The sequence below is a fragment of the Micromonospora sp. NPDC023956 genome, from assembly GCF_040639195.1.
Lineage (GTDB): Bacteria > Actinomycetota > Actinomycetes > Mycobacteriales > Micromonosporaceae > Micromonospora.
On the sequence record NZ_JBEZZN010000006.1, the window covers coordinates 177,527 to 199,637 of the forward strand.

Annotated in this window: 19 protein-coding genes and 1 pseudogene; 10 read left to right on the forward strand and 10 right to left on the reverse strand. The window is 73.4% G+C overall.

The genetic code is table 11. From position 1 onward, the window contains the following. Positions 1–24 precede the first annotated feature (24 nt). From AB0F58_RS14715 to AB0F58_RS14735, 5 genes are all read right to left on the reverse strand, one after another. Complete coding sequence (locus tag AB0F58_RS14715) at positions 25–3,459, reverse strand: DUF87 domain-containing protein (protein WP_357142603.1); 3,435 nt, start codon at positions 3,457–3,459, stop codon at positions 25–27. Next, positions 3,456–4,220, reverse strand: a complete 765-nt coding sequence (locus AB0F58_RS14720; RefSeq protein ID WP_357142604.1) for a hypothetical protein — start codon at positions 4,218–4,220, stop codon at positions 3,456–3,458. The genes AB0F58_RS14715 and AB0F58_RS14720 overlap by 4 nt, the downstream gene beginning before the upstream one ends. Further along, the gene (locus AB0F58_RS14725; protein ID WP_357142605.1) at positions 4,207–5,349 is read right to left on the reverse strand and encodes a DUF559 domain-containing protein; all 1,143 of its coding nucleotides are present in this window, start codon (positions 5,347–5,349) and stop codon (positions 4,207–4,209) included. Before AB0F58_RS14725 ends, AB0F58_RS14720 begins: the two co-directional genes overlap by 14 nt. Positions 5,350–5,546: 197 nt before the next feature. After that, positions 5,547–6,680, reverse strand: a complete 1,134-nt coding sequence (locus AB0F58_RS14730) for an N-acetylmuramoyl-L-alanine amidase (protein ID WP_357142606.1) — start codon at positions 6,678–6,680, stop codon at positions 5,547–5,549. A 241-nt stretch (positions 6,681–6,921) separates the two neighbouring features. Beyond that, positions 6,922–7,236: a hypothetical protein gene (locus AB0F58_RS14735; RefSeq protein ID WP_357142607.1), complete on the reverse strand. Its 315-nt coding sequence runs from the start codon at positions 7,234–7,236 to the stop codon at positions 6,922–6,924. A 240-nt stretch (positions 7,237–7,476) separates the two neighbouring features. On the opposite strand from AB0F58_RS14735, the gene AB0F58_RS14740 reads away from it, so the two are divergent. Both AB0F58_RS14740 and AB0F58_RS14745 read left to right on the forward strand, forming a co-directional pair. Beyond that, entirely contained in the window at positions 7,477–8,541 is a 1,065-nt protein-coding gene (locus AB0F58_RS14740; RefSeq protein WP_357142608.1) for an FAD-dependent oxidoreductase, read from the forward strand. A 103-nt stretch (positions 8,542–8,644) separates the two neighbouring features. Then, positions 8,645–9,247: pseudogene (locus tag AB0F58_RS14745) on the forward strand (SPFH domain-containing protein); the annotation flags it as partial. 40 nt (positions 9,248–9,287) lie between these two features. On the opposite strand, the gene AB0F58_RS14750 reads toward AB0F58_RS14745, so the two are convergent. Further along, positions 9,288–9,707: a YchJ family protein gene (locus AB0F58_RS14750; RefSeq protein WP_357142609.1), complete on the reverse strand. Its 420-nt coding sequence runs from the start codon at positions 9,705–9,707 to the stop codon at positions 9,288–9,290. 70 nt (positions 9,708–9,777) lie between these two features. On the opposite strand from AB0F58_RS14750, the gene rnhA reads away from it, so the two are divergent. Further along, positions 9,778–10,278, forward strand: a complete 501-nt coding sequence (gene rnhA / locus AB0F58_RS14755) for a ribonuclease HI (RefSeq protein WP_357142610.1) — start codon at positions 9,778–9,780, stop codon at positions 10,276–10,278. Positions 10,279–10,323: 45 nt separating this feature from the next. Here the strand turns inward: rnhA and AB0F58_RS14760 are convergent, their stop codons facing one another. Both AB0F58_RS14760 and AB0F58_RS14765 read right to left on the reverse strand, forming a co-directional pair. Next, a complete protein-coding gene (locus tag AB0F58_RS14760) occupies positions 10,324–10,551 on the reverse strand; it encodes a hypothetical protein (RefSeq protein ID WP_357142611.1) in 228 nt (75 codons plus the stop codon). 538 nt (positions 10,552–11,089) lie between these two features. Then, complete coding sequence (locus tag AB0F58_RS14765) at positions 11,090–11,899, reverse strand: SDR family oxidoreductase (RefSeq protein WP_357142612.1); 810 nt, start codon at positions 11,897–11,899, stop codon at positions 11,090–11,092. A 188-nt stretch (positions 11,900–12,087) separates the two neighbouring features. Between AB0F58_RS14765 and AB0F58_RS14770 the strand changes: the two genes are divergently transcribed. Genes AB0F58_RS14770 through AB0F58_RS14790 form a run of 5 tightly spaced genes read left to right on the forward strand, consistent with a single transcriptional unit; the run spans position 12,088 to position 19,040 of the window. Continuing rightward, positions 12,088–14,895, forward strand: coding sequence for an exo-alpha-sialidase (locus AB0F58_RS14770; RefSeq protein WP_357142613.1), 2,808 nt, complete (start codon positions 12,088–12,090; stop codon positions 14,893–14,895). A gap of 26 nt (positions 14,896–14,921) precedes the next feature. Further along, entirely contained in the window at positions 14,922–15,773 is an 852-nt protein-coding gene (locus AB0F58_RS14775) for a carbohydrate ABC transporter permease (RefSeq protein WP_357142614.1), read from the forward strand. Then, positions 15,770–17,095 (forward strand): sugar ABC transporter substrate-binding protein, encoded by a 1,326-nt coding sequence (locus AB0F58_RS14780; RefSeq protein ID WP_357142615.1) that lies wholly within the window; start codon positions 15,770–15,772, stop codon positions 17,093–17,095. Before AB0F58_RS14775 ends, AB0F58_RS14780 begins: the two co-directional genes overlap by 4 nt. Beyond that, complete coding sequence (locus AB0F58_RS14785; RefSeq protein WP_357142616.1) at positions 17,092–18,135, forward strand: ABC transporter ATP-binding protein; 1,044 nt, start codon at positions 17,092–17,094, stop codon at positions 18,133–18,135. The genes AB0F58_RS14780 and AB0F58_RS14785 overlap by 4 nt, the downstream gene beginning before the upstream one ends. Before the next feature lie 35 nt (positions 18,136–18,170). Continuing rightward, positions 18,171–19,040: a sugar ABC transporter permease gene (locus AB0F58_RS14790; protein WP_357142734.1), complete on the forward strand. Its 870-nt coding sequence runs from the start codon at positions 18,171–18,173 to the stop codon at positions 19,038–19,040. Positions 19,041–19,141: 101 nt separating this feature from the next. Here AB0F58_RS14790 and AB0F58_RS14795 read toward each other — a convergent pair whose 3' ends face one another. Both AB0F58_RS14795 and AB0F58_RS14800 read right to left on the reverse strand, forming a co-directional pair. Further along, complete coding sequence (locus AB0F58_RS14795) at positions 19,142–19,492, reverse strand: hypothetical protein (protein ID WP_357142617.1); 351 nt, start codon at positions 19,490–19,492, stop codon at positions 19,142–19,144. Between the two features lie 112 nt (positions 19,493–19,604). Further along, positions 19,605–20,108, reverse strand: coding sequence for a MarR family transcriptional regulator (locus AB0F58_RS14800; RefSeq protein ID WP_357142618.1), 504 nt, complete (start codon positions 20,106–20,108; stop codon positions 19,605–19,607). A 108-nt stretch (positions 20,109–20,216) separates the two neighbouring features. On the opposite strand from AB0F58_RS14800, the gene AB0F58_RS14805 reads away from it, so the two are divergent. Continuing rightward, on the forward strand, positions 20,217–20,780 hold the full coding sequence (locus AB0F58_RS14805) for an NAD(P)H-dependent oxidoreductase (RefSeq protein WP_357142619.1): 564 nt from the start codon (positions 20,217–20,219) through the stop codon (positions 20,778–20,780). Between the two features lie 197 nt (positions 20,781–20,977). Next, entirely contained in the window at positions 20,978–22,108 is a 1,131-nt protein-coding gene (locus tag AB0F58_RS14810) for a DUF3103 family protein (RefSeq protein ID WP_357142620.1), read from the forward strand. Positions 22,109–22,111 lie beyond the last annotated feature (3 nt).

A 22,111-nucleotide genomic window follows, 5' to 3' on the forward strand; every position in this document is an offset into this window, starting at 1 on the left:
GTGTCGTGCTGCTGCGCCGAGCTGTCATCGCGCGCGGGCGACCACCTCCTCCGGAGAGAGCGGGGCGGGCGGATGATGGGTGAGGCACATCGGCGTCCGCACCTTCACGAACGAGAAGCCCTCCCCGGCGACATAGAACTCGCCGCTGCCCAGCAGCCCGATGTCCGGCAACCGGCCACCCTTGACCTGGGCCAGCCCTCGGGCGGCCTCGATCTGGGCGGGAGAGTTCAACAGCCCGAAGAACTGCGTGGTCGCGTTGCCGGAGATCTGGTTGTGCAGCCCTCGCGGCGCCTGGGTGGCGAAGACCAGCCCCAGCCCGTACTTGCGGGCCTGCGAGGCGAGCGCGATCGAGCTGGCCGTGCACGGTGTGTGTCCGGTCGACGGGGCGAGGGTCTGCGCCTCGTCCATCACGAACAACCCACCCAGCGGACGGTCCCCGGCCGGATGCCGGCGGATCCACGCGAAGAGCGCCATCTGGAGCTGGTTGACGAAGTTCTGCCGCTGCGCGTCCGAGACGAGCCCGACGAAACTGATCACCGACACCCGGGCCCGCCGCCCCGCCGAGGGGGTGAGCAGCGTGCCCGGGTCGGCCGGGGTGCCGGCACCGCCGAACAGCGGGTCGGTCACCATGGCCGCCTTCAGTGTCTCGGCCGCCTCGTGGGCGAGCTTGTCGGCTCGGGCCAGCCGGCTCACCCCGTCGGGCAGGGCGGCGAGGAACTCGGTGAAGCCGGGCAGCCCGACCAGGCCGCTGCGTGCGTACGCCTGCAACGCCTCGGTCAGCACCGCCTTGCCCTGCTGGGCGAGCTTCGTCGTGCCGGCCACGCCCGCCCGGGGCGCGAGTGCCTCGATCGTCGAGCGGATCGCCTGGTCGAACTCGTCGGGGGAGTCGCGCAGCGGGGTGAAGTCGGGCAGCGGCTGGAAGCTCAGTGGTCGCCCGGCGGTGACCCGGGGAGTCCAGACCACCACCTCGGTCTGCGCCAGGTAGTCCCGGGCCCGTTCCCCGTCCCCGGGGAGCCAGCCGGTCGGCGGGTGCGGCCAGGGGTCGCCCAGCCGGGCCAGGTCGTTGTTCGGGTCCAGCACGATCGCCGAGACGCCCTGCCGGGCGCACTCCTCGACGAGACGGCGGATCAGCACGGTCTTGCCCGATCCGGAGCCGGCGAAGACGACGCTGTGCCGGCGTAGCGAGACGAGGTCCACCTCGAACGGACGTGCCCCGTCCACGGTGTGTCCGAGCCGGATGGTCCCTGCCCGGACGTCGGTGTCCGCCCGCCCACCGGCCGGCTCCGATCCATCCCCATGGGCCGCCGGTCCGTCCGGGTCCGCCGGTCCGTCCGGGTCCGCCGGTCCGTCCGGGTCCGCCGGTCCGTCCGGGTCCGCCGGTCCGTCCGGGTCCGCCGGTCGGGCGGTGTCCGGTGCCGGGTCGGTCGCGGTCGCCGGTCCGCCCAGGTCCGGCCCCGGCCCCGCCAATTCTGCCGACCCGGCGGTGCCGGTCGACGGGTGCGGGGTCTCCGGCGGGGGGAGCGGAGCGTGCGCCGGTGCGGCGGGCGTGGGGAGGCCTGTCGCGGGTGGTGGCCCTCCGTCTTCCGGGGCGTCGACGGCGGACGGTCCGCCGGGGTGGCCGGGCCGGCCGCCGCCCGGGTCACCGAGCACCGCACCGAACAGCGCGGTGCCGCTGGCCGGTCGCCGGGCGAGCAACCAGTCCGGGTACGCCGGGTCGCCCTCGGCGGCCAGGGTCCGCAACGCGGCCAGGATCCGCAGGTCGGCCGCGCCGACCGGGTGTGTGACGCCACCGGCGGCATGGAACGCGTCGAGTACCTCGGCGGTGCGCCGGCCGCTCGGCCACGGGGCGTTGCGCAGCAGCACCAGCCGTCGCTGCGGCACTGCCCGGTCCAGTCCCGCCAGCGTGCAGGCGGCCCGGATCCGGCTGAGCACGGCGATCGCGTTGCCGCTGCCGACGGCCCGGAAGCACCAGTGCGCCTCGTTCTCGGTGGCCTCGTCGAGCACCTCGACCAGTCGGCCGTGCAGCGCCGGCTTCCGCCCCGGTGGTGGGTCGTGCCGGTACGTCGTGCCGGTCGTCGCCTGCTCGCCGATCCAGGCGGCGAGGCCGGCGGCCAACAGCTCCGGCACCCGGGTGTCCTCGGTGGCCGGGTCCAGAGCGTCCTCGACGCGGGCCGTCCGTACCAACTCGGCGAAGCGTTCGTCGAGCCGGTCCAGTCCGGCACGGGCGGCCGGCACGGGGGCCGGCTGGGGGGCGGGGCCGGCCCCCGGTACGTCGATCAGCCGGTCCAGCTCGCTGACCTCGTCGCGGTCCCGGCAGGCGGTGACGTGCCGGTCTACCCGGCGCAGCAGGGCCCGTGGGGTGAGGTCCGGCGCGTCCGTGAACGCCTCCGGCGCGATCGGCCAGGTCGGGTGGGGCGGGGTGAAGCGCAGCTCCCGGTAGGCGGCGGTGAACCGCTTCTCGACCAGCGCCCGTCCGATCTCGGCGCTGGGGATCCGGTCGGGCAGGACCGCGGTGCGGAACCGGTCGGCGACCGGGGTCGGTGCGCTGCGGGTGAGCAGGTCCCAGGTGTCGGGAAGGCAGGAGAGCACGGTCAGGGTACGACGGGTGACGTCGCGCAGGGTCAGCAGCCCGTCGGCGACCGGCCCGACCGTCCGGGCGTACGCGTCCTCCAGCCCCTCGTGCCGGGCGAACAGCGAGGTGCTGGTCTGCGCGAAGAGCGTGTCGAGCTGGTCGACGGCGATGACCGTCGGCTCCAGGGTCAGCGCGGTCAGCCGGGAGATGTCCTGCACGATCTGCTGCGGCGAGCGGACCGCCCCGCCGAGTCCCCAGAACGTCCGGGCCGCCGGGTCCCCGGGCTCGGAGATCAGGTGGGCGTACCCGACGTCCTGGGCCTCGTAGTCGAGGGAGCCGTGCAGCACCAGCGCGCGGGCGGTGTCCTGCGCGTTCCGGCCCACCTCCCGGTCGTAGTCGCGCAGGGCCCGGACGAAGGTGTCCAGGTCGGCGCGGGTGACCGGACGCCGCCCGGCGACCGCGTCCCGTACCTCGACGGGGATGCCGAGTTGGGCGGTGAGCCGGCGCAGCAGGGTGGTGAGCTGGGTGCCCCAGCCAAAGGCGTCGCGCCCCAGCCCCTCCACCAGGGCGAGCGCCACGCTCTCCCAGAACGTCCTTCCGTTGATCATGCTGACCAGGAAGAAGTAGCCGCCCTGGCGCTGGATCTGGTCACGTACCGCACCGAGCAGGTGGGTCTTGCCCGACCCGGCGCGCCCCTGCACCGCCACGCCGAGGGGCTGACCGACCTCGGCGGTGCGCGCCCGCCCCACTCCGTGCAGGATCTCCCGGACCACCCGTTCGTGCAGCTCCGGTACGTCGTAGGGGGAGGGCCGCCAGACGTCGTCGGGGGTGGCCGCCGGGTGGAAGCTCAACGCCTCCAGGGCGGCCCGCTGCGCCGCGTCGATCATGCCGGTCCGATCGACAGCGCGTGGTTCGCCTCGTCCCCGATGAGCACGGCCGCCGCCCGGTCCCGGGCGGTCAGCGACTTGGAGTTGGCCACCGGGATGATCCGGACGTCGTCCTGACGGACCAGGGCGCGCAGCGCGGCGTCCACCATTGCCCGGTCGTGCTCGTCGAGCAGTTCGCGGAGGTCGGCCAGCCCGACCCAGGCCCCCGGGGTGACCGCCAGCTCGCGGTACGCCGCCCGGACCAGGGCCTGTGCGTCGACGGCAGGGGACCCGGTCGCGGTGGTGGCGGCCGGGACGGTGGCGCCGGTCGTCAGGGCTGCGCCGGTCGTCACGGCTGCGCCGGTCGTCGGGTTCGCGGGGCCGTCGTCGTGCGCCGGGGAGTCGGCACCGGAGCCCGGCGCGCCCGGCCGGAAGAAGTCGGCCTGGCTGATCCGCAACCGGTCCAGTCCCCGGTCGACGTTGGCCAGGACGGTGAGCAGCGACCGGGTGGCCGATCCGCTCTGCCGAGGCGGCCGGGCGGCGTGCAGCCGTCGGGCGACGTGCCAGCCGTGCTCGGTCAGCTCGTGCGAGAAGGGCCGCTGGGACCGGTCGGTGCTGACCAGGCCGAGCTTCACCAGCTTGGCGTTGTCCGCGCCGGTGAGCGTGAAGCCGGCCAGCTCCCGCAGCTCGGTGTTGGTCAGCTCGCGCGCCTCGACCATGAGCACGACCAGCGCGTTGATCTGGTTCGGCGTCAGGTGGGGCAGGGCGTCAGCGGTCGACATGGTGCCTCGTCTCCTCGTCTCGCACACCGGCCGGGCGTCGTCCGGCCAGCAGGTCCCGGATGGTGCCCGCGACGGCGTCGACATCGGAGAGCACCTGGTCGTTGGTGAACCGGAGCACGTCGTGCCCGAGCAGTTGCAGCTGGGCGTCCCGGTGCCGGTCGTCGGCGTAGCGCAGTCGTTCCCGGTGCTCCGGGCCGTCCACCTCCACCACCAGCCCCTCGGCCGGCCAGAACAGGTCGAGCCGGTACGGCCGGGCCAGGGTGTGCCAGGTCAGGGTGTGGTTCCAGCGGCGCCCGCGCGCCCAGTCGTGCCGGGCGAGAGCGCGCTCCAGGGTTTGTTCGGCGGTGCTGTCGGCGCGGGGCAGCCCGGCCACCGGCGGCACCCGCAGCGTGGGCGCCGCCGGTGGGTCGGTGTCGGTCGGGGCGGGTCGGCCCGACCACCGGCCGGTCGGGCCCGACGGCGGGTCGGTGGGCGCGACGGCGAGCCGGGTCAGCGTTCCGGGCAGGGTGATCCGGACCGCGCGGACCCGGTCCACCGTGCGTAACTCCGGCCCGGTCAGCCAGACCGCGCACCGGCCGTGCTGGACGAACCACTCGGCGGCGGCGGTGAGGGCCCGCTCGTCGGCGGGGGCGAGCCGGTCGGGCAGCCGGACCAGCAGGACGACCGACCGACGGTGGTAGGCGTCGGCGAGGACCCGGACGAGCCCGGCGGCTCGCACCTCCGCCGGCAGGCGGGAGCCGAGGTCGGGTTGCCGCTCGGCCGTGCCGCCGAGGGCACGTTCGGCCAGGTCGGTCAGGAACGGGCCGAACCCACGGGACCGGGCGGCCACCCCGGCGGCCAGGGCGCGGACCGCCCCGCTGCCGAGCGCGCCGGGACCGTCGAGCCGGTCGGCTCCGGGCAGCCACCGGGGGAACAGCGCGACGGCGGCCCGGTCGGCGGCATCGAGCAGCGTCGCCACCTGCGTGGCGGCGGGCACCCCGGTCACCGGGTGGAACCGCACGACCGCCGGGGCGTCGGCGGGCAGGGGGTCCAGGGCGAGGTCGATCAGCTGCGGGTCCGCCCCGGTCACCTGACTGACCCGGTACGCCGGCAGTAGGGTCCACCATGGACCGTCCACCGTGTACGTCATGTGGTGACGATACGTCCGCGTCCGGATGCGCGCGGTGGCACCCCGGCCGTCGGCGCGTGCCCGGCGGTGGACGTCTGCGTCCCCGTCCACCGCCGGGCGTTCCCCCCACCGCCAGACGCGTGCTCCGGGGCGTCTGGCAGGACCGGAGCCGACCCGGACCGGTCGCGCGGTCGGGGTCGGCGGACGGGGCCGGCGGGTCAGCCGCGCCGGAACGACTGGCGGACGACGCCGCCGACCACCGCGCACCAGGTGCTGGTGTCGACCTTGCCGTGGCTGGGCAGGCCGTGCAGGCGCTGGAGGTCCTGGAGCGCCTTCTTCGTCACCCAGTCGTACTCGCCGGTGATCGTGACGTCGGCGTACCCCTTGACGTTGAGGATGTACTGCACCGCGCTGATCGGCAGGCCGGTCGCGTCCCGGCCCAGTTCGGGAGCGAGAGTCTCCCAGGTCGGGCCGGTGAGGGTGGCGTCGACGTCGACCGGGATGCCGTTGCGGGCCTGCCAGTCCTGCACCGCGGCCACCGTGGCGGCGTCGAAGGCGCCGGTGACGGCGACCGGGTAACCCCGGTGGCCGAGCAGGTACTGGGCGACCCGGACCACGGGCCCGCCGACGAACCGCCAGATGTCCGGCCACCGGCGGGCCGGCACGTCCGCCAGGTCGGTGCCGAGCGCCGTGAAGACCTGCCGGCGCAGGGTGGGGAACTCCCGGTAGAACATCGCGCCGGGACAGAGGGTGGCCCGGAAGTCCCAGTGACCGAAGATGTCGTGGGCGTGCAGCCCGTACCGCTGGCAGATCGCGGTGCAGAGCCGGACGAGGGAGTCGAGCAGCGCCTGCGGCGGCGTCTCGGTGACGTAGGTTCCCTCGTTCTCGATACCGATGGACCGGCCGTTCTCGCCGGGGCAGTGGGCCGAGACCATCTGTCGTTCGCCGGCCCGCAGGGTGTCCAGGCTGCCGCGCCGTCCCTCCAGGACGTATCCGCCCCGGCTGACGGTGAAGTGCTGGCCGGTGTCGGACCAGCCGTTGCCGTCCATGTGCAGGTCCTGGCAGCTCTTGGCCAGTCGGACGGCCTGCTCTAGGGAGTGGTCCGGAGTGTTCGGGAAGGCCATGTGGTGAACGATGATCTTGTTGGTGGGGATGGTGCTGACCGCCAGCGGGTCCCGGGGCGGGCGGGCACCCCACCCGTCGCAGTCGATGATCCAGTCAAGGTCGTCGCCGGGTGCGGCGTGCGCGGCCGTCGGCAGCGCGAGTTCGCTCCCGACCACGGCGACCGCCGCTGCGCCGAGGCCCGCCCGGAACAGGGTCCGGCGGTCCAGTTCGGGGTTGTCGAAGATCATGGTGTCTCCCTCGGCCAGCCTGTGACGGCACGAGGCATGTAAAGGAACTCCATGAACCCCGCGCGTCATGGAGAATATTGCCGAGGTGACGACGGCGCCAGTACCCGGCGGTACCTTCGCGACCCGCAGGGACGGTCGTCCGGCGGCGCCCGCTACCGAGCGGCGGCGACGCGATGCGGCCAGTGGTCAGGTGCGAGGGGTCCGGTGCCGAGGTGGTGCCAGATCGCGGGCGGGCGGTCGGTCAGGCCGCCCGCATCCCCGTTCCGGGCAGCCGCTGGGGCAGCCGCACATCGTCGGAGGAGGCGTGGTCGGGGGAGGCGATGCGGGACTCTCCGGGTCGGTCGTCCTGGCGGGCCAGGTGCATCGCCCGTTCCGCCTGACGCAGGGCCGGGCACGGTCCGGACTCGTCGGGGCAGCCGAGGTTCCCGCACCGGCCGGACGCGTCGAGCCGGTGGGCGTGCGCCACGTCGAAACCGAGCCGCCACAGCAGCGGGTCGGTCACGTCGTCGGGCAGGCCGGCCTGCTGACTGGGATAGTTGTGGGAGGCGCTGGGCACGGGTACCCCTCTCGTTGACGTCGACCTGATTGTTCACCACCTCCACCAACGCTAAACCCCGCGCGCACCCCCGGTGCTGCGAGCTTGATCACCGGTCTGAGCAGGACCGCGGGCGAACCGAGGTGGCAGCTGGCGCATCGTCGGCGTGGCTCGGGTTCCTCTGTTGCTGGCAGCTTCGACGGTGGTCCACGGCGTCGTCCACGCCGGGGTGCGGTGAGCGGAGAGGGCGGTGGGTGGAGGGTGGAGGTCGTGGTGGTGGGGGCCGGCATCGTCGGTGCCGCGATGGCGTACGAGGCGGCGCGGGCCGGAGCCGCGGTGACCCTGGTGGACCGGTCCCTGCCCGCGTCCGGCGCGACCGGCGACTCCTTCGCCTGGATCGGTGGCCCCGGGGGTGCCGACGTACCGGACGAGAGTTGGCCGATCCGCCACAGAGCGTTGTCCGACTACCGGCGTCTGCAGAGACTCGTGCCGGGTGTGCAGGTGCGGTGGACCGGGTCCTTGACCTGGGACGAGCAGGGACCGACCCGGGACCGCCGCCTCGGCGCGGACGAGCAGCTGTTCGACGTGGCACAGACCAGGCGGTTGGAGCCGAACCTGGCGACTGTGCCGCCCCTCGCGCTGCACAAGGAGAGCGACGGAGTCATCGACCCGATCGCTGTCACCGACGCGCTGGTGCGTGCCGCCTGCGCCCACGGCACCCGACTGATGACCGGCACCGCCGTCAGCGCCCTGTCCGTGCGGAACGGGCGGGTCGTGGGAGCGCAGACCTCGAGCGGCTTCGTCGTCGCCGACACCGTGGTGGTGACCTCCGGCGTCGACGCGCCGATGCTGTGCGCGCCGCTCGGCTTCGACCTGCCCGTCGCACCGTCCCCGGCGCTCCTGCTGCGCTTCACTGCCGCCCCAGGGCTGGTACGTACCCTGATAGCCGGCACCCACGTCGAGGTCCGGCAGGCCTCGGACGGTCAGTTGCTGGTCGCCGCTGCCTACCACGGCGAGACCAGCCACGAGGACCTGGACCGCACCGCGCGCGAGACGCTCGATCGCCTCACCGCCACCTTCGCGGGCACCCACGACATACGTCTGGTCAGCGTGCGCCTCGCCGTGCGGCCGATGCCCGCCGATGGGCTGCCCGTCGTCGGGCCGCTGCCCGGCGTCGCCGGGGCCTACGTCGCGGTGATGCACTCGGGCGTAACCCTGGCGCCGGTCGTGGGACGGCTCGGCGCCGACGAGATCGTCAACCGCGTCGAGGCGGCCGAGCTCAACGGTCTTCGCCCGCACCGCTTCCGCCCGCGCGCCCGGCGTTGACGACCCGCTCCGAGGCTGGTTCGGGCACGCCGGGCAGGAGTGGCCACCGATCCAGTGGGTAACCGCCGGCCCGGGAGCGGGGCCTGCCGGAACCGGAGGGGACATGGAAGTCGCCATCATCGGCCTGACCGTCGCCGTCCTGGTGACGGTCCTGCTGGTGGCGAGCGTCCGGGTGGTGCAGCAGCACCAGCGCGGCGTCGTCTTCCGCTTCGGGCGGGTGCGTCACCGGATCCGTCAGCCCGGTCTGCACCTGATCGTGCCGGTCGCCGACCGGATGGTCCGGGTGAGTGTGCAGACCGTGGTGACGCAGGTCCCGGCGCAGAGCGCGATCACCCGGGACAACGTGCCCCTCACCGTCGACGTGGTCGTCCGGCACCGGGTGGTCGACCCGGTGCGGGCCCTGGTCGACGTGCGCGACTACCCGTCGGCGTTGCTCCAGGTGACGCGGACCGCCCTGCGGTCGGTGATCGGCGGGTCGGACCTCGACACCGTCATCGGCGACCGGGAGCGGATCAACGCCGCGCTGAGCGCGGCCGTCGACGGGGCGACCGGGCGACCCTGGGGCGTACTGGTCGAGCGGGCCGAGGTGCGGGACGTGGTGCTGCCCGAATCGTTGACCCGGGCGCTGTGCCGGCAGGCCGAGGCGGAACGGGAACGGCGGGCCCGGGTGACGGCCGCCGACGGCCAGGTCCAGGCGTCCCGCCGGGACGGCCCGGCCCACTGAGCACCGCCGGCCGGGCCGGGTTTCACCCGCCGTCGGTCAGTCCGTCGAGGTAGACCCACTCTCCGTCCTCGCGGCGGAACCGGCTGCGTTCGTGCAGCGTGCCGGGGCGGCCACGGTCGCGGTAGTGGGCCCGGAACTCCACCGTACCGGTGGTGTCGAAGAGGCCGCCCCCGTCCGTCGCGAGCACCTCGAGCCGGGTCCACCGCAGCCGGGGATCGAGCGTCAGTGCGGCCGGCCGGGTGCGGGGATGCCAGCTGCGCAGCAGGTGGTCGACGTCGCCGACGGCGAAGGCGACGAACCGGGACCGCATCAGCGCCTCGGCCGTCACCGCGCTGGTCTCGGCGCGGTGCAGCGGTGCGCAGCACTCGCCGTAGCCGCGTCCCGTGCCGCACGGGCACGGTGAGTCGTCCGTCGTCCTGCGTCCCGTGCCGCGCCCGCCCACCGGGCCATTCTGGCCGAGCGGTCCGCCGTGCCGGACACCGGGCGTCGCCACGGACGGTAGGTTGCCGGGCATGGTGGAGCGGACGGTCGACCCGGACGAGACGACGACCGGCAGGGTCGTGGAGATCTGGACCGACGGCGCGTGCAGCGGGAACCCGGGACCGGGCGGTTGGGGCGCGGTGTTGCGCTACGGCGCCCACGAACGGGAGATCAGCGGGGGTGAGTCGACCGCGACGACCAACAACCGGATGGAGTTGACGGCCGCCATCCGGGCGCTGGAGAGCCTCACCCGCCCGGTCACCGTACGGCTGCACACCGACAGCACCTACGTGCGTAACGGCATCACCGGTTGGCTCGCCTCGTGGAAGCGCAACGGCTGGCTCACGGCCGCCCGCCAGCCGGTCAAGAACGCCGACCTGTGGCAGCGCCTGGAGGCCGCGTGCGACCGCCACGAGGTGAGCTGGCACTGGGTGAAGGGGCACAGCGGGCACCCGGAGAACGAGCGGGCCGACGCGCTGGCCAACCGGGGCATGACCGAGGCCCGGACGGTGTCGCGCAGCGGTTCACGCTGAGCCCGTCCGGGTCGCTGCCCGTGCGGTCCGCTGGGGGCGGGTCGGCTACTCGGCGTTCGGGTCGGAACTGCCGGACACGTCGTCCACGTCGTATCCGGCCCGGCTGGTGGTGGTCGCCGGTAGGCCCTCGTCGGCTGCCGGCCCGCCGAGGTCGTCACCGGTGTCGTCGGTGCTCTGTACCGACTCTCCCGGCCGTCGCAGTGACGCCTCGAACGCGGTGGTGCCGTCCGGTTCGTCGGTGGTCGCGCGATCCCTGCGCTCATCGGTGCTCATGCCGCACTCCTGCCCGCGCCGTGGCGGCGCAAACGTCGGCCGGTGGGCCGGCATGCCGGCACGCCGGACCGTCGCCCTCGCCGGCGCCGCCGATCGCCGATTCCGGTCCGGTCCCGGCCGGCCCCGCGCACGACGTCCGTGCACGGGGCGCGCATTCCCGAAAGGCCGGCGCGGAAACCACCGGAGCTGCCGCAGAATCGTCCGTGCGCCGGTCGTACCGCGACGAACGACCATTCGGCTGACAACGAAAACGGGCTGCCAGGTCGCGGTGGCCGGCGGCGATATCGAATCGTTGCCGATGCACGACAACCAATCCGGCCGTTACCGGAACGATTCATTCATGGGTGGAGAAGAGCATTATCGTCGACGGCGGGAAACGGTGGTGTCGCCGTTTCCGTGGCGCACCTGATCGCGGGGGAGGAGCGCCGGCCGGGTGCGGCGGAGGCCGCCCCCGCCATCGGACCTCCTCGCGACCGGGGCTCCCCGAGCCCCCGGGGCAGGCCGACAGAGGAGGCGTCGGCCTGCCCCGGGCCGTCCTTCACCCGGCCCGCCACTCGTCCGAGGGCAGGTGCGACCCGGCCTGTGGTCCCATCATGAGCATGCCGCCGTCCACCGGCCAGGACGCTCCGGTGACGTACGCGGCGGCCGGGGACGCGAGCAGCGCCACCACGGCGGCGACCTCCCGGGCGTCGCCGGGCCGCCCCACCGGCACCCCGGGACGTTCCCGGGTGAACGGGTCGACGTCCTCCTGCCCGGTCATCGGGGTGGCGATCTCACCCGGGGCGACCGCGTTGACGGTGATCCCGTCCGCCGCCAGCTCCTGTGCCATCACCTTCGTCAGCAGCCCCAGTCCGCCCTTGGCCGCGCAGTACGCCGCCGAGCCGACCCGGGGCGCGTGTTCGTGCACGCTGGTGATGTTGATGATCCGTCCGCCCCGGCCGGTGGCCCGCATCCGCCGCGCCGCCCGCTGACCGCAGAGGAACGGTCCGTCCAGGTCGACCGAGAGCACTTCCCGCCACTGTTCCCAGGCGGTGTCCACGAAGGGGGTGGACGCACCGGTCCCGGCGTTGTTGACCAGCACCCCGATCCCGCCGAGCCGTTCGGCCAGTTCGTCGACGACCGAGGCCGCGCCCGGCAGCCGGGTGAGGTCCAGGTGGGCGGTCTCGGCGCGGCGGCCGGCGGCGCGTACCTCCTCGGCGGTGCGTTCCGCCCCGTCGGCGTCGGCGTGCCAGGTGATCCCCACGTCGAAGCCGGCTCCGGCGAGGGCCGCCGCGCAGGCCCGGCCGATGCCGGAGTCCCCACCGGTGACGATCGCGATGCGGGGGTAGTTCTCGTAACGGTTCGGCATGCGGTACCGGTACCCTCGGCGACCCAGCCTACTCCGACCTGCGTCGGGATGCTCGTCGCCGGGCCACCGTGGCGGGGCCGCCGGCCGGGGGATTGTCTGCCGAGATCCGCTCTGGGATCCTCCACACTGGACGCCCTGCGTGACGGTTGCCGTTCGGCACCGGACCCGGGCGGCAGGAGGGATCCCTCGTGAAGCGCAGACGTCGCCACCTGTTCGTAGGACTCGCGGTCGCGGCCCTGGTGGCCACGACCGGCGCCGCCGGCATCCACCTCGCCGGCACCGAGGTCGCGCCCGCCGCCGCCCCCGGCGGCGGGGAACTGCCCGGCCGGCTGGGCGCGCACCTCCAGCGGCTGCACCAGTCCGTGCCGGGCAACACCGGCATGGCGCCCGAGGGCCCCGGGTACGCCGCCCAGCAGGAGTTCCAGGAGCGCTCCTATCCCGCCGCCGGCATCACCGTCGCCCAGATGGACCGGGCGCGGGACGCGTACGGCCGGGCCGAGCGGCGGACCGGCGCGGCGCGCGGCGGCCCGACCAGCCGGTGGACCACCATCGGCCCCCGCGAGGCGCTCTATCCGTTCACCGAGTTCCGTAACTCGTCGAACTACGTGCCGAACGAGTACGTCGCCGGCGGCCGGGTCACCTCGATCGACATCGCCCCGGACTGCAAGCCGCTGCTGTGCCGCGCGTACGCCACCCCGGCGGGCGGCGGCGTGTGGGGCACGCTGAACGTCCTCGCCCCGCAGCCCAACTGGATCTACCTCGGCGGCCCGCTCGGCATCAACGCCGCCGGCGCCGTCGTCATCGACCGCAACGACCCGACCGGTCTGACCGTCTGGGTCGGCACCGGCGAGGCGAACACCTGCGCCTCCGGCTGTGTCGCGGGCGTCGGCCTGTACCGGTCCACCAACGGGGGTCTCACCTGGCAGGGGCCGCTCGGCAAGGACTCCCTCGCCGGCAAGGGCATCGGCGAGATCACCATCAAGCCGGGTGACCCGAAGACCCTCTACGTCGCCACCACCACCGCGCTGCGCGGCATGTCCGGTACCTGCTGCACCGGCGGCACCCGTCCGGTGCCCGACGCCGCCAAGTGGGGCCTCTACAAGTCCACCGACGGTGGTAGGCGGTGGACCTTCCTGCACAACGGCTCGGCCAACGCCACCGAGTGCACCGGCAACGCCGCCGAGTACAACAACACCACCGCCTGCTCGCCGCGCGGGGTCCGCTACGTCAAGCTCGACCCGCGTGACCCGCAGGTCGTCTACGCCTCCTCGTACGCCCGGGGCGTCTGGCGCTCACCCGACGGCGGCACCACGTGGACGCAGATCAAGGAGTCGCTGAACCGGGCCGTCTTCCAGACCCGCGCCGCGATCGACGTCACCGCGCTGCCGAACGGCAGGACCCGGATGTACGTCTACGAGGGCAACATCGGCAACCCGTACTCGCGACTGTTCCGCAGCGACGACGTGGCCGGCGGCACCCCGACCTTCACCGACCTGACCAGCTCCAACCCGGCCGATCCGGGGTTCGCCACCTACAACCAGTGCACCGGCCAGTGCTGGTACGACGTCTTCGTGCACACCCCGAAGGGTCACCCGGACATCGTCTACACCGGTGGTTCCTACGTGTACGGCGAGACCGTGGCGAACAAGCGGGCGGTGGTGCTCTCCACCGACGCCGGGGTGACCGGTACGGACATGACCTTCGACGGCACCGACGAGGTGCACCCGAACGGCATCCACCCCGACCAGCACGCGCTGGTCACCAACCCGCGCAACCCGTACCAGTTCTTCGAGGCCGGTGACGGCGGCATGGTGCGGTCGAACGGCCAGTTCGTGGACCGCTCGGCCTGGTGCGACAACCCGGACCGTGGCCTGGTCACCGACGCGCAGCGGGCCCGCTGCCAGCAGATGCTCTCCCGGATCCCGGCGAAGATCGAGGGGATCAACAAGGGCATGACCACGTTGCAGTACATCGGCCTCTCGGTGAGCCCGCACGACCACACCCTGTTGCAGGGCGGCACCCAGGACAACGGCACCTGGGAGAACAAGGGCGAGCGCAAGCGCTGGGTCAACACGATGATCGGCGACGGCGGCGCCTCCGGCTTCGACGTCGGCCGGCCGGAGTTCCGGTTCCACACCTTCTACGACGCCACGCCCGAGGTGAACTTCGCGGGCGGGGACATCGGGAGCTGGATCTCGGTCTCCGACCCGATCTTCGGCCACCCCAACACGCTCTTCTACGCCCCGCACATCAGCGACCCGAAGGTCAGCGGCACGATGTTCGCCGGCACCGGGCGCACGGTCTACCGCACCACGACCTTCGGTCTGGGTGACCGGAGCATCGAGGAGGCGAACCGGATCTGCAACACCTGGACCGGCACCTACGAGGCGCAGTGCGGTGACTGGGCGGAGCTGGGCACCACCCGGCTCACCGACGCCGCCTGGGGCGACCGGGCCGGCGGTGCGGTCTCGGTGGTCGAGCGGGTGGCCACCGACACGTCGACCGCGTACGCGGCCACCAGCACCGGCCGGGTGTTCGTCAGCCACAACGTGGACGCCGAGCCGGCGTCCGCGGTGACCTGGACCCGGATCGACACCCCGAACACCCCGAACCGCTTCGTCACCAGCATCCACGTCGACCCGGCGAACCCGAACCGGATGTGGATCTCCTACAGCGGCTTCGGCTCGAACACCCCGGCCACCCCGGGGCACCTGTTCGAGGTGACCGTCGCCGGGGCCGGGGCGACCTGGGCCGACCGGTCGTACGACGTCGGCGACCAGCCGGTCACCGACCTGGTGCGTGACGACGTCACCGGCGACCTGTACGCGTCCACCGACTTCGGGGTGCTGCGGCTGCCCCGGGGCGGCACGAGCTGGGTCCCCGCCGCCGCCGGCATGCCGAACGTGGAGGTCGCCGGGCTGACCGTCGTGCCCGGCAAGCGGATCCTCTACGCCGCCTCGCACGGGCTGGGCGCCTGGCAGCTCACCCTCCGCTAGGCGGGACGGTCATCGGTGACAACCGGGTGCGGGGTCGCGGACGCGGCCCCGCACCGCTGCCCGGACGGGCGTCGCGGGTCTGGCGCACCCTCGGCGCGGCCTTCGTCCTCCTGGTCTTCGTGCCGCCGCTGGTGCTGCTGGTCTCCGGCTCGCTGACCCAGCCCGGCCTGCCCCCGGCACCCACGCCCCGACTGGTCCCGGACCCGCTCACCACGGTCGGCTACGAGCAGGCCGTCGAGCTGGGCGGGCTGCTGCGGGCCTCGGTGAACTCGGTCCTGGTCGCGGTGGTCGCCGTGCCGCTGAGCGTGCTGGTGGCGTCGCTGGCCGGGTTCGCGATGGCCCGGCTTGCCCCGCGCACCACCGCCGCCGTCGTCGCGGCGTCCCTGGTGGCGCTGATGGTGCCGGCGACGGCGCTGCTGGTGCCGCGCTTCGCGGTCTTCCGGGTGCTCGGTCTGACCGACACCCTGGTCCCGCTGGTCGCCCCGGCGCTGGTGGGCACCTCACCGCTGTACGTCCTGGTCTACTACCTGGCGTTCCGGGCGCTGCCGGCGGAGCTGTACGACGCCTGCCTGGTGGAGGACCTGAGCCCGGTGCGGACGTGGTGGCGGATGGCCCTGCCGATGGTCCGCCCGGTGACCGCCGGCCTGACCGCGCTGACCTTCGTGCTCACCTGGTCCAACTTCCTCGACCCGCTGGTCTACGTCTACGACCGTGACCTGTTCACCCTGCCGCTGGCACTGCGCTCGCTGTCCGTGCTCGACCCGACGAACTTCCCGGTCTTCCTGGCCGGCGCGGTCGTCGCCACGGTGCCGGCGCTGGTGGTGTTCGTCCTCGCCCAGCGGCGTCTCCTGCACACCCCCGACCGGAACGGACGATGATGCGACCGAAGGCGCTGCTCGCGCTGCTGCTGTCCACCCTGCTGCTCGCCACCGGGTGTGGCTCCGGCTCCGACCCGTCCGACGACGGGCCGGTGCGGCTGCTGGTCTTCGGCGCCCCGGAGGAACTCGCCGCCTACCGCACCCTGGTCAAGGCGTACGAGAAGGCGCAGCCGGGCTCGCGGATGCAGCTCGTCGAGGCCAGCGACCGCAAGGACCTGCTGGCGCGGCTGTCCACCTCGGTAGCCGGGGGAGCGCCGCCGGACCTGTTCCTGATGAACTACCGCTTCTACGGCCAGTTCGCCGCCAAGGGCGTGATCGAACCGCTCGACGACCGGATCGCCGGTTCGGACAAGCTCGACCCGGCCGACTACTACCCGGTGGCGATGGACGCCTTCAGGTGGAACGGCAAGCAGCTCTGCCTGCCGCAGAACGTCTCCAGCCTGGCCGTCTACTACAACCGGACGCTCTTCGCGAAGTACGGCGTACCCGAGCCGAAGCCGGGTTGGACCTGGAACGACATGGTCGGTACGGCCACCCTGATGACCCGCGACGCCACCGGGGCGGTGATCAAGGGCACCGAGAGCGAGGGCGCGGCCCGCCGGCCGGCGGTGCACGGGCTCGGGGTCGAACCGTCGATCATCCGGCTCGCCCCGTTCGTCTGGTCGGCCGGCGGGGAGATCGTCGACGACCCGGCGAAGCCGACCCGGCTGACCCTGGCGGGCCCGGCCGCGCGGGAGGCGCTCAAGAACCTGGTCGACCTGCGCCAGGCGTACGGGGTGACGCCCACCGACGAGGAGGTGGAGGCCGAGGACGACGAGTCCCGCTTCGCCAACGGGCGGCTCGCCATGCTGATGACCTCCCGACGGGCCACCACGACCTTCCGCACCGTCACCGGCTTCGAGTGGGACGTCGCCCCGCTGCCGGTCTACGCCAAGCCGGTGGGGGTGCTGCACTCCGACGCGTACTGCATGCCGACCGGCGCGAAGAACAAGGCTGCCGCGTGGCGGTTCCTGGAGTTCGCCATCGCCGAGGAGGGACAGCGGATCATCGCGGCGACCGGGCGGACCGTCCCCTCGCACGTCGAGGTGGCGACCTCGGCGGCGTTCCTCGACCCGACGCGGCCGCCGCGCAACGCGAAGGTCTTCCTGGACGCCATCCCCACGGTCCGGGCCCTGCCGACCGTCTCCACCTGGCCGGAGATCGAGGACGTCAGCTACGGCATCCTGGAGAACGCCGTGTTCCGCGGGGACCGCCTGGACGACGTGATCCGCCAGCTCGACACCGCGACCCGGCCGATCTTCGCCCGGGGCGAGCAGGGGTGAGCACGGCGGGTCTCGCCCTGGCCGGCGTCTCGGCCGCCTACCGGGGCACGGAGGTCCTGCACGCCGTCGACCTGGCGGTGGCGCGCGGGGAACTGCTGGTGGTGCTCGGTCCCTCCGGGGCGGGCAAGTCCACCGTGCTGCGGGTGGTGGCCGGGCTGGAGCCGGTGACCGGCGGGCGGGTACTGATCGCCGGCCGGGACGTCACCGCCCTGCGCCCGGGGCGGCGCAACGTCTCCATGGTGTTCCAGTCGTACGCCCTCTTCCCGCACCTGACGGTCGCGGAGAACATCGCCTTCGGCCTCGAGGTGCGTGACGTACCCCGGTCGGCGGCCCGGGAGCGGGCGCGGGCGGCGGCCGAGACGGTGGGCTGTGCCGAGCTGCTCGGCCGCCGTCCCGGGCAGCTCTCCGGCGGGGAACGGCAGCGGGTGGCGCTGGCCCGCGCCCTGGTCCGGGAGCCGGACGTGTTCCTGCTCGACGAGCCGTTGTCCAACCTCGACCAGGCCCTGCGGGTGGAGATGCGGGCCGAGCTGCGGGCCCTGCACGACCGCCTCGGCGCGACCATGGTGCACGTCACCCACGACCAGACCGAGGCGCTGGTGCTCGCCGACCGGATCGCGGTGCTGCGGGACGGCCGGGTCGAGCAGGTGGGCACCCCGGAGGAGGTGTGGCGTCGCCCGGCGAGCGTGTTCGTGGCCCGGTTCGTCGGGTCGCCCGCGATGAACCTGCTGCCGGCCGACGCCTTCACCCCGGCCGGCGACCCGCCACCGGGGGTGGGCGGCACCCGGATCGGCTTCCGTCCGGAGGCGGTCGGCTTGGCCGACCCGACGTCGACCGACGCCGGTGGCACGGCGGTGGTCGACCGGGTCGAGGTGGTCGGCGAGGACGCCTACGCGTACCTGACCCTGTCGGGCGGGCACCCGGTGGTGGCCCGGGTCCCGGCGGCCCGCCGGCCCGCTCCCGGCTCCGCCGTCCGGGTCACCGTGCGCTGGCCGGACGCGCACCTCTTCGACACCTCCGGGCGGCGGGTCGGCCCGGCGTGAACCCCGACCCCCGCTCCCGCCGGCAGTTGCGGCTGATGCTGGCGCCGTACCTGGTCGGTCTGGTCGGCCTGGTGCTGCTGCCCGCCGTGGTCACCCTGGTGCTCGCGTTCACCGAGTACGACCTGCTGCGCGCGCCGCGCTTCGTCGGGTGGGACAACCTCACCGAGCTGGCCGGCGACCCGGTGTTCCGGGTGTCGCTGCTCAACTCGCTGGTCTTCGCCCTGGTGGCGGTGCCACTGCGGCTGCTGCTGGCGCTGGGTCTGGCACTGCTGCTGCACCGGCGCGGCCCGGCCGTCGGCTCGGCCCGCACCGCGACCGTGCTGCCCACGGCGGTGCCGGAGGTCGCGTACGGGCTGCTCTGGCTCTGGTTGCTCAACCCGCTGCACGGCCCGGTCAACCAGGTGCTCCGGCTCGGCGGGGAGAACGGGCTGACCATGTTCGGCCGGACCCCGCCCCAGTGGCTCACCGACCCGACCGACGCGCGGGCGGCGATCATCCTGATGAGCCTGTTCACCATCGGCGAGACCTTCGTGGTGCTGCTCGCCGCCCGCCGGGCGCTCCCCGCCGACGTGTACGAGATGGCGGCCATCGAGGACGCCACCGGCTGGGACGTGTTCCGCCGGATCACGTGGCCGTTGATGGCGCCGGTGCTGGCGCTGCTGCTGATCCGGGACGCGATCGGCAGTCTCCAGTTCTCCTTCGTCCCCGCGTTCGTGGTGACCGACGGCGGCCCGCCCCCGTACGCCACCACCTACCTGTCGCTCTTCGTCTACCGCAACGCCTTCGAGTACCTCCGGTACGGCTACGCGGCGGCGGCGACCCTGGTGATGGTGCTGCTGACCGTGGCGGCGGTGGTGCTCCAGTGGCGGCTGATCCGCCGTTACCGGGGCCTCTACCGGATCTGACCCGGCCCGCGCGGCACCCGCGTCGCGCCGATCGGCGTCCCCGGCAGCGCGCCGCGGCTGCTGAAGCTGGTCAACCGGGCGTATCCGGCCGAGGTGGGCCGCTACGGCGTGATCTGCCGGCACGAGATGCGCCGGATCGCCTCGGTCTCGCCGGTCGCGTCAGCGACGACGACCCGTACGGCGTAGGCCCGGCCCACCGCGCACCGCTGGGCCACGGACGTCAGGTCGTCCCAGGCGGGCCGGTACGTGTTGTCGACCCACCACCGGACGGACACCGGCTGCTGGGCGTTCGCGTAGGTCACGTCGCAGGAGAGGATGGCGGCTCCGGACTCGCAGAGGAGCGAGACGGTCGGCGCGGCACCGGCCGGGCCGGTCGGGGTGAGCGCGGCGCCGATTCCGAGGGCGACCGCTGCGGCGAAGGCGCCGGACCGGCGAGAGAACGACAACGGCATGACGATGCCCCTTCGCGCGACGGTGATTCGTCTTCCGCCGCCCGACGGCGGCGTCGATAGAGCATAATCGATCGATCGACGCCTGTGTAGCTCGCGCTTCGGGGCAGGTGGGTCAGTCGGCCGCGCCGTCCGGGCACGCCGTCTCGGGGCACGGGACGTCGGTCGCGAAGTGCTGGAGGGCGGCGGTGAACGCGGACAGGTCCGCCGTCGACAGGTGGTCGAAGACGTGCCGCCGTACGCTCGCCAGGTGTGCCGGCCAGGCCTGGCGCAGCCGGTCGAAGCCGGCGTCGGTGAGCACGGCGTGGTAGCCGCGCCGGTCGTTCGGGCAGCGTTGCCGGCGGACCAGGCCCTGCCCCTCGAGGCGGTCGACGATCCGGCTCGTCCCGCTGAGCGAGAGTGCGCCGGCGGTGGCCAGGTCGTTCATCCGCAGTCGCCGGTCGGGCGCCTCGGAGAGCAGCCGGAGTGCGGTGTACTCGCTCATCGACATGCCCTGGTCGCGCAGCAGGTCCCCGTCGAGGGCGCGGGGGACCGTGATGATCGTCCGCGTGAAGGCGCGGAGGAAGGCCTCCTCGTCGGCGGTCAGCGGGCCCTGCCGGGGTGGCTCCTCGGTCGTCACCGCACGCACTCTACTTGCTTGACAAAGCAAGTGCCAGCCTGTTTGCTTGACGCGGCAAATACGAGGTCGGTCCCCGCCGGCCGCTACGAGTGTGCAGGAGTACTCCTCATGACCCGCATCGGGATCATCATCGGCAGCACCCGCCCCGGTCGCAACGGCGAGCAGGTCGCCAAGTGGGTGTTGGACATCGCCTCGCGCCGTACCGACGCCGAGTTCGAGCTGATCGACCTGGCCGACCATCCGCTGCCGCACCTGGACGAGCCGATCCCGGCGTCGCTCGGCCAGTACCAGAAGCAGCACACCAAGCGGTGGGCTGCCACGATCGCCTCGTTCGACGGTTTCGTGATCGTCACGCCGGAGTACAACCACAGCACCTCCGGGGTGCTGAAGAACGCGATCGACTACCTCTTCGCGGAGTGGCACAACAAGGCCGTCGGCTTCGTCTCGTACGGCTCGGCCGGCGGGGCCCGCGCCGTCGAGCACCTGCGGCTGATCGCCGGTGAGCTGAAGATGGCCGACGTCCGCCAGCAGGTCGTGCTCTCGCTGATGACCGAGTTCGAGAACTTCAGCGTCTTCAAGCCGGGTGACTACAACCTCCCCGCGGTGAACACCCTCCTCGACGAGGTCGTCGCCTGGAGCAAGGCCCTCGCCCCGCTGCGCGCCGCCGCCTGACCCGGCCGCCGGACGGGGGACCGCCGCCGCGGCGACCCCCCGTCCGGCTGCGTGCTCGTCCGGGGTGGCCGGCCCGGAGCCGGGAACCGACGCGATCGGGCAGCGGTTCTAGGTATTGATCGCTATGCATGGAGCGCGGTATATCTCTTCTGCGCCGTCGCCACGATGCGGCGGTCAGACGTCAGAGGAGACTTCGCGTGCCCGCTCGTACCCTCCGCCACGCCGCCCTGTCGGTCGGCCTCGCGACGGCGGTCCTGACGACCTCGGTCGCCGCTGCTGCCCACGCCCGTCCCGCCGACCACCGCCCGGCACCCGCGACCACCACCGTCGGCGGCGTCCACGCGATCACCGACGGACTGGCCCGCCAGCTCGCCGTCGGACTCGACGACCGCACCACCGACCGGGTCGTCGTCGCGGCCACCGCCGCGGGGCCGGCGGACCTGCTCACCGTCCGGTTCCCCGCCGCGACCCTGACCGACGCCGCACGGACCGCGAACGACCGGGTGCTGCGGGCCAAGGGCCTGCCGGCCACGACCGGATCGGTGCTGCGGCTGCGACTGGCCCTCCCGGACATGCACGCGGCGCTCGCCCGTGGCGTGTCGCCGCTGGTGGCGGCGGCACCGTCGGACGACCTTCCGGCCAGCGTCACCGCCTACGCGCGGGGTGGCGTCCCGGTGCGGCTCGACGCGGCCCGGATCCCCGCGCGACCGGTGCTGGTGGTCGAGGTGGACACCCGCCGGGCGCTGACCGCCGGCCTCTCCCTGATGCGGACCGAGCTGGCCCGCCGGGGTGTCGGCGACAGCGCGAGCACCGTGCGCGGCCGGGCGACCGCGACCGCCGGCTACTGGGCGACCCGGATCGACGCGCTACGGCTCGACGACGACATGGAGCCGTGGATCAAGGGGGACGCGGAGATCTACAGCGTGGTGGCCGGGTTCGGACTCGACGGCAAGGCCACGGTGGACCTGGTCCAGATGCCGTACCTCGACGACGACGGCACGACCTACCGCCCGAACCAGATCCTCGTCCACTTCGCCGGGTACAAGTACAACCTGGCTGACGTGGTCATGATGGAGGACGACGGGGACACCAACTACCAGGCCCTGGTGCAGGCCATCGTCGCCGCCCTGCTGGTCGTCGTGGACGGTGGGGCGTACCAACCGCTGGTGGGCGCGATCCTGGACGCCATCCCCACCTCCTGGTACACCGACGACCCGGACTACGTGGACTCCTGGTACACGCTGACCAGCACCAGCGGCGGCCGGCTCGACGGTGCCGCCGGCAACGGCTGGCTGGACGTGTCACCGTACTTCGTCCAGCCGCTCTGACCG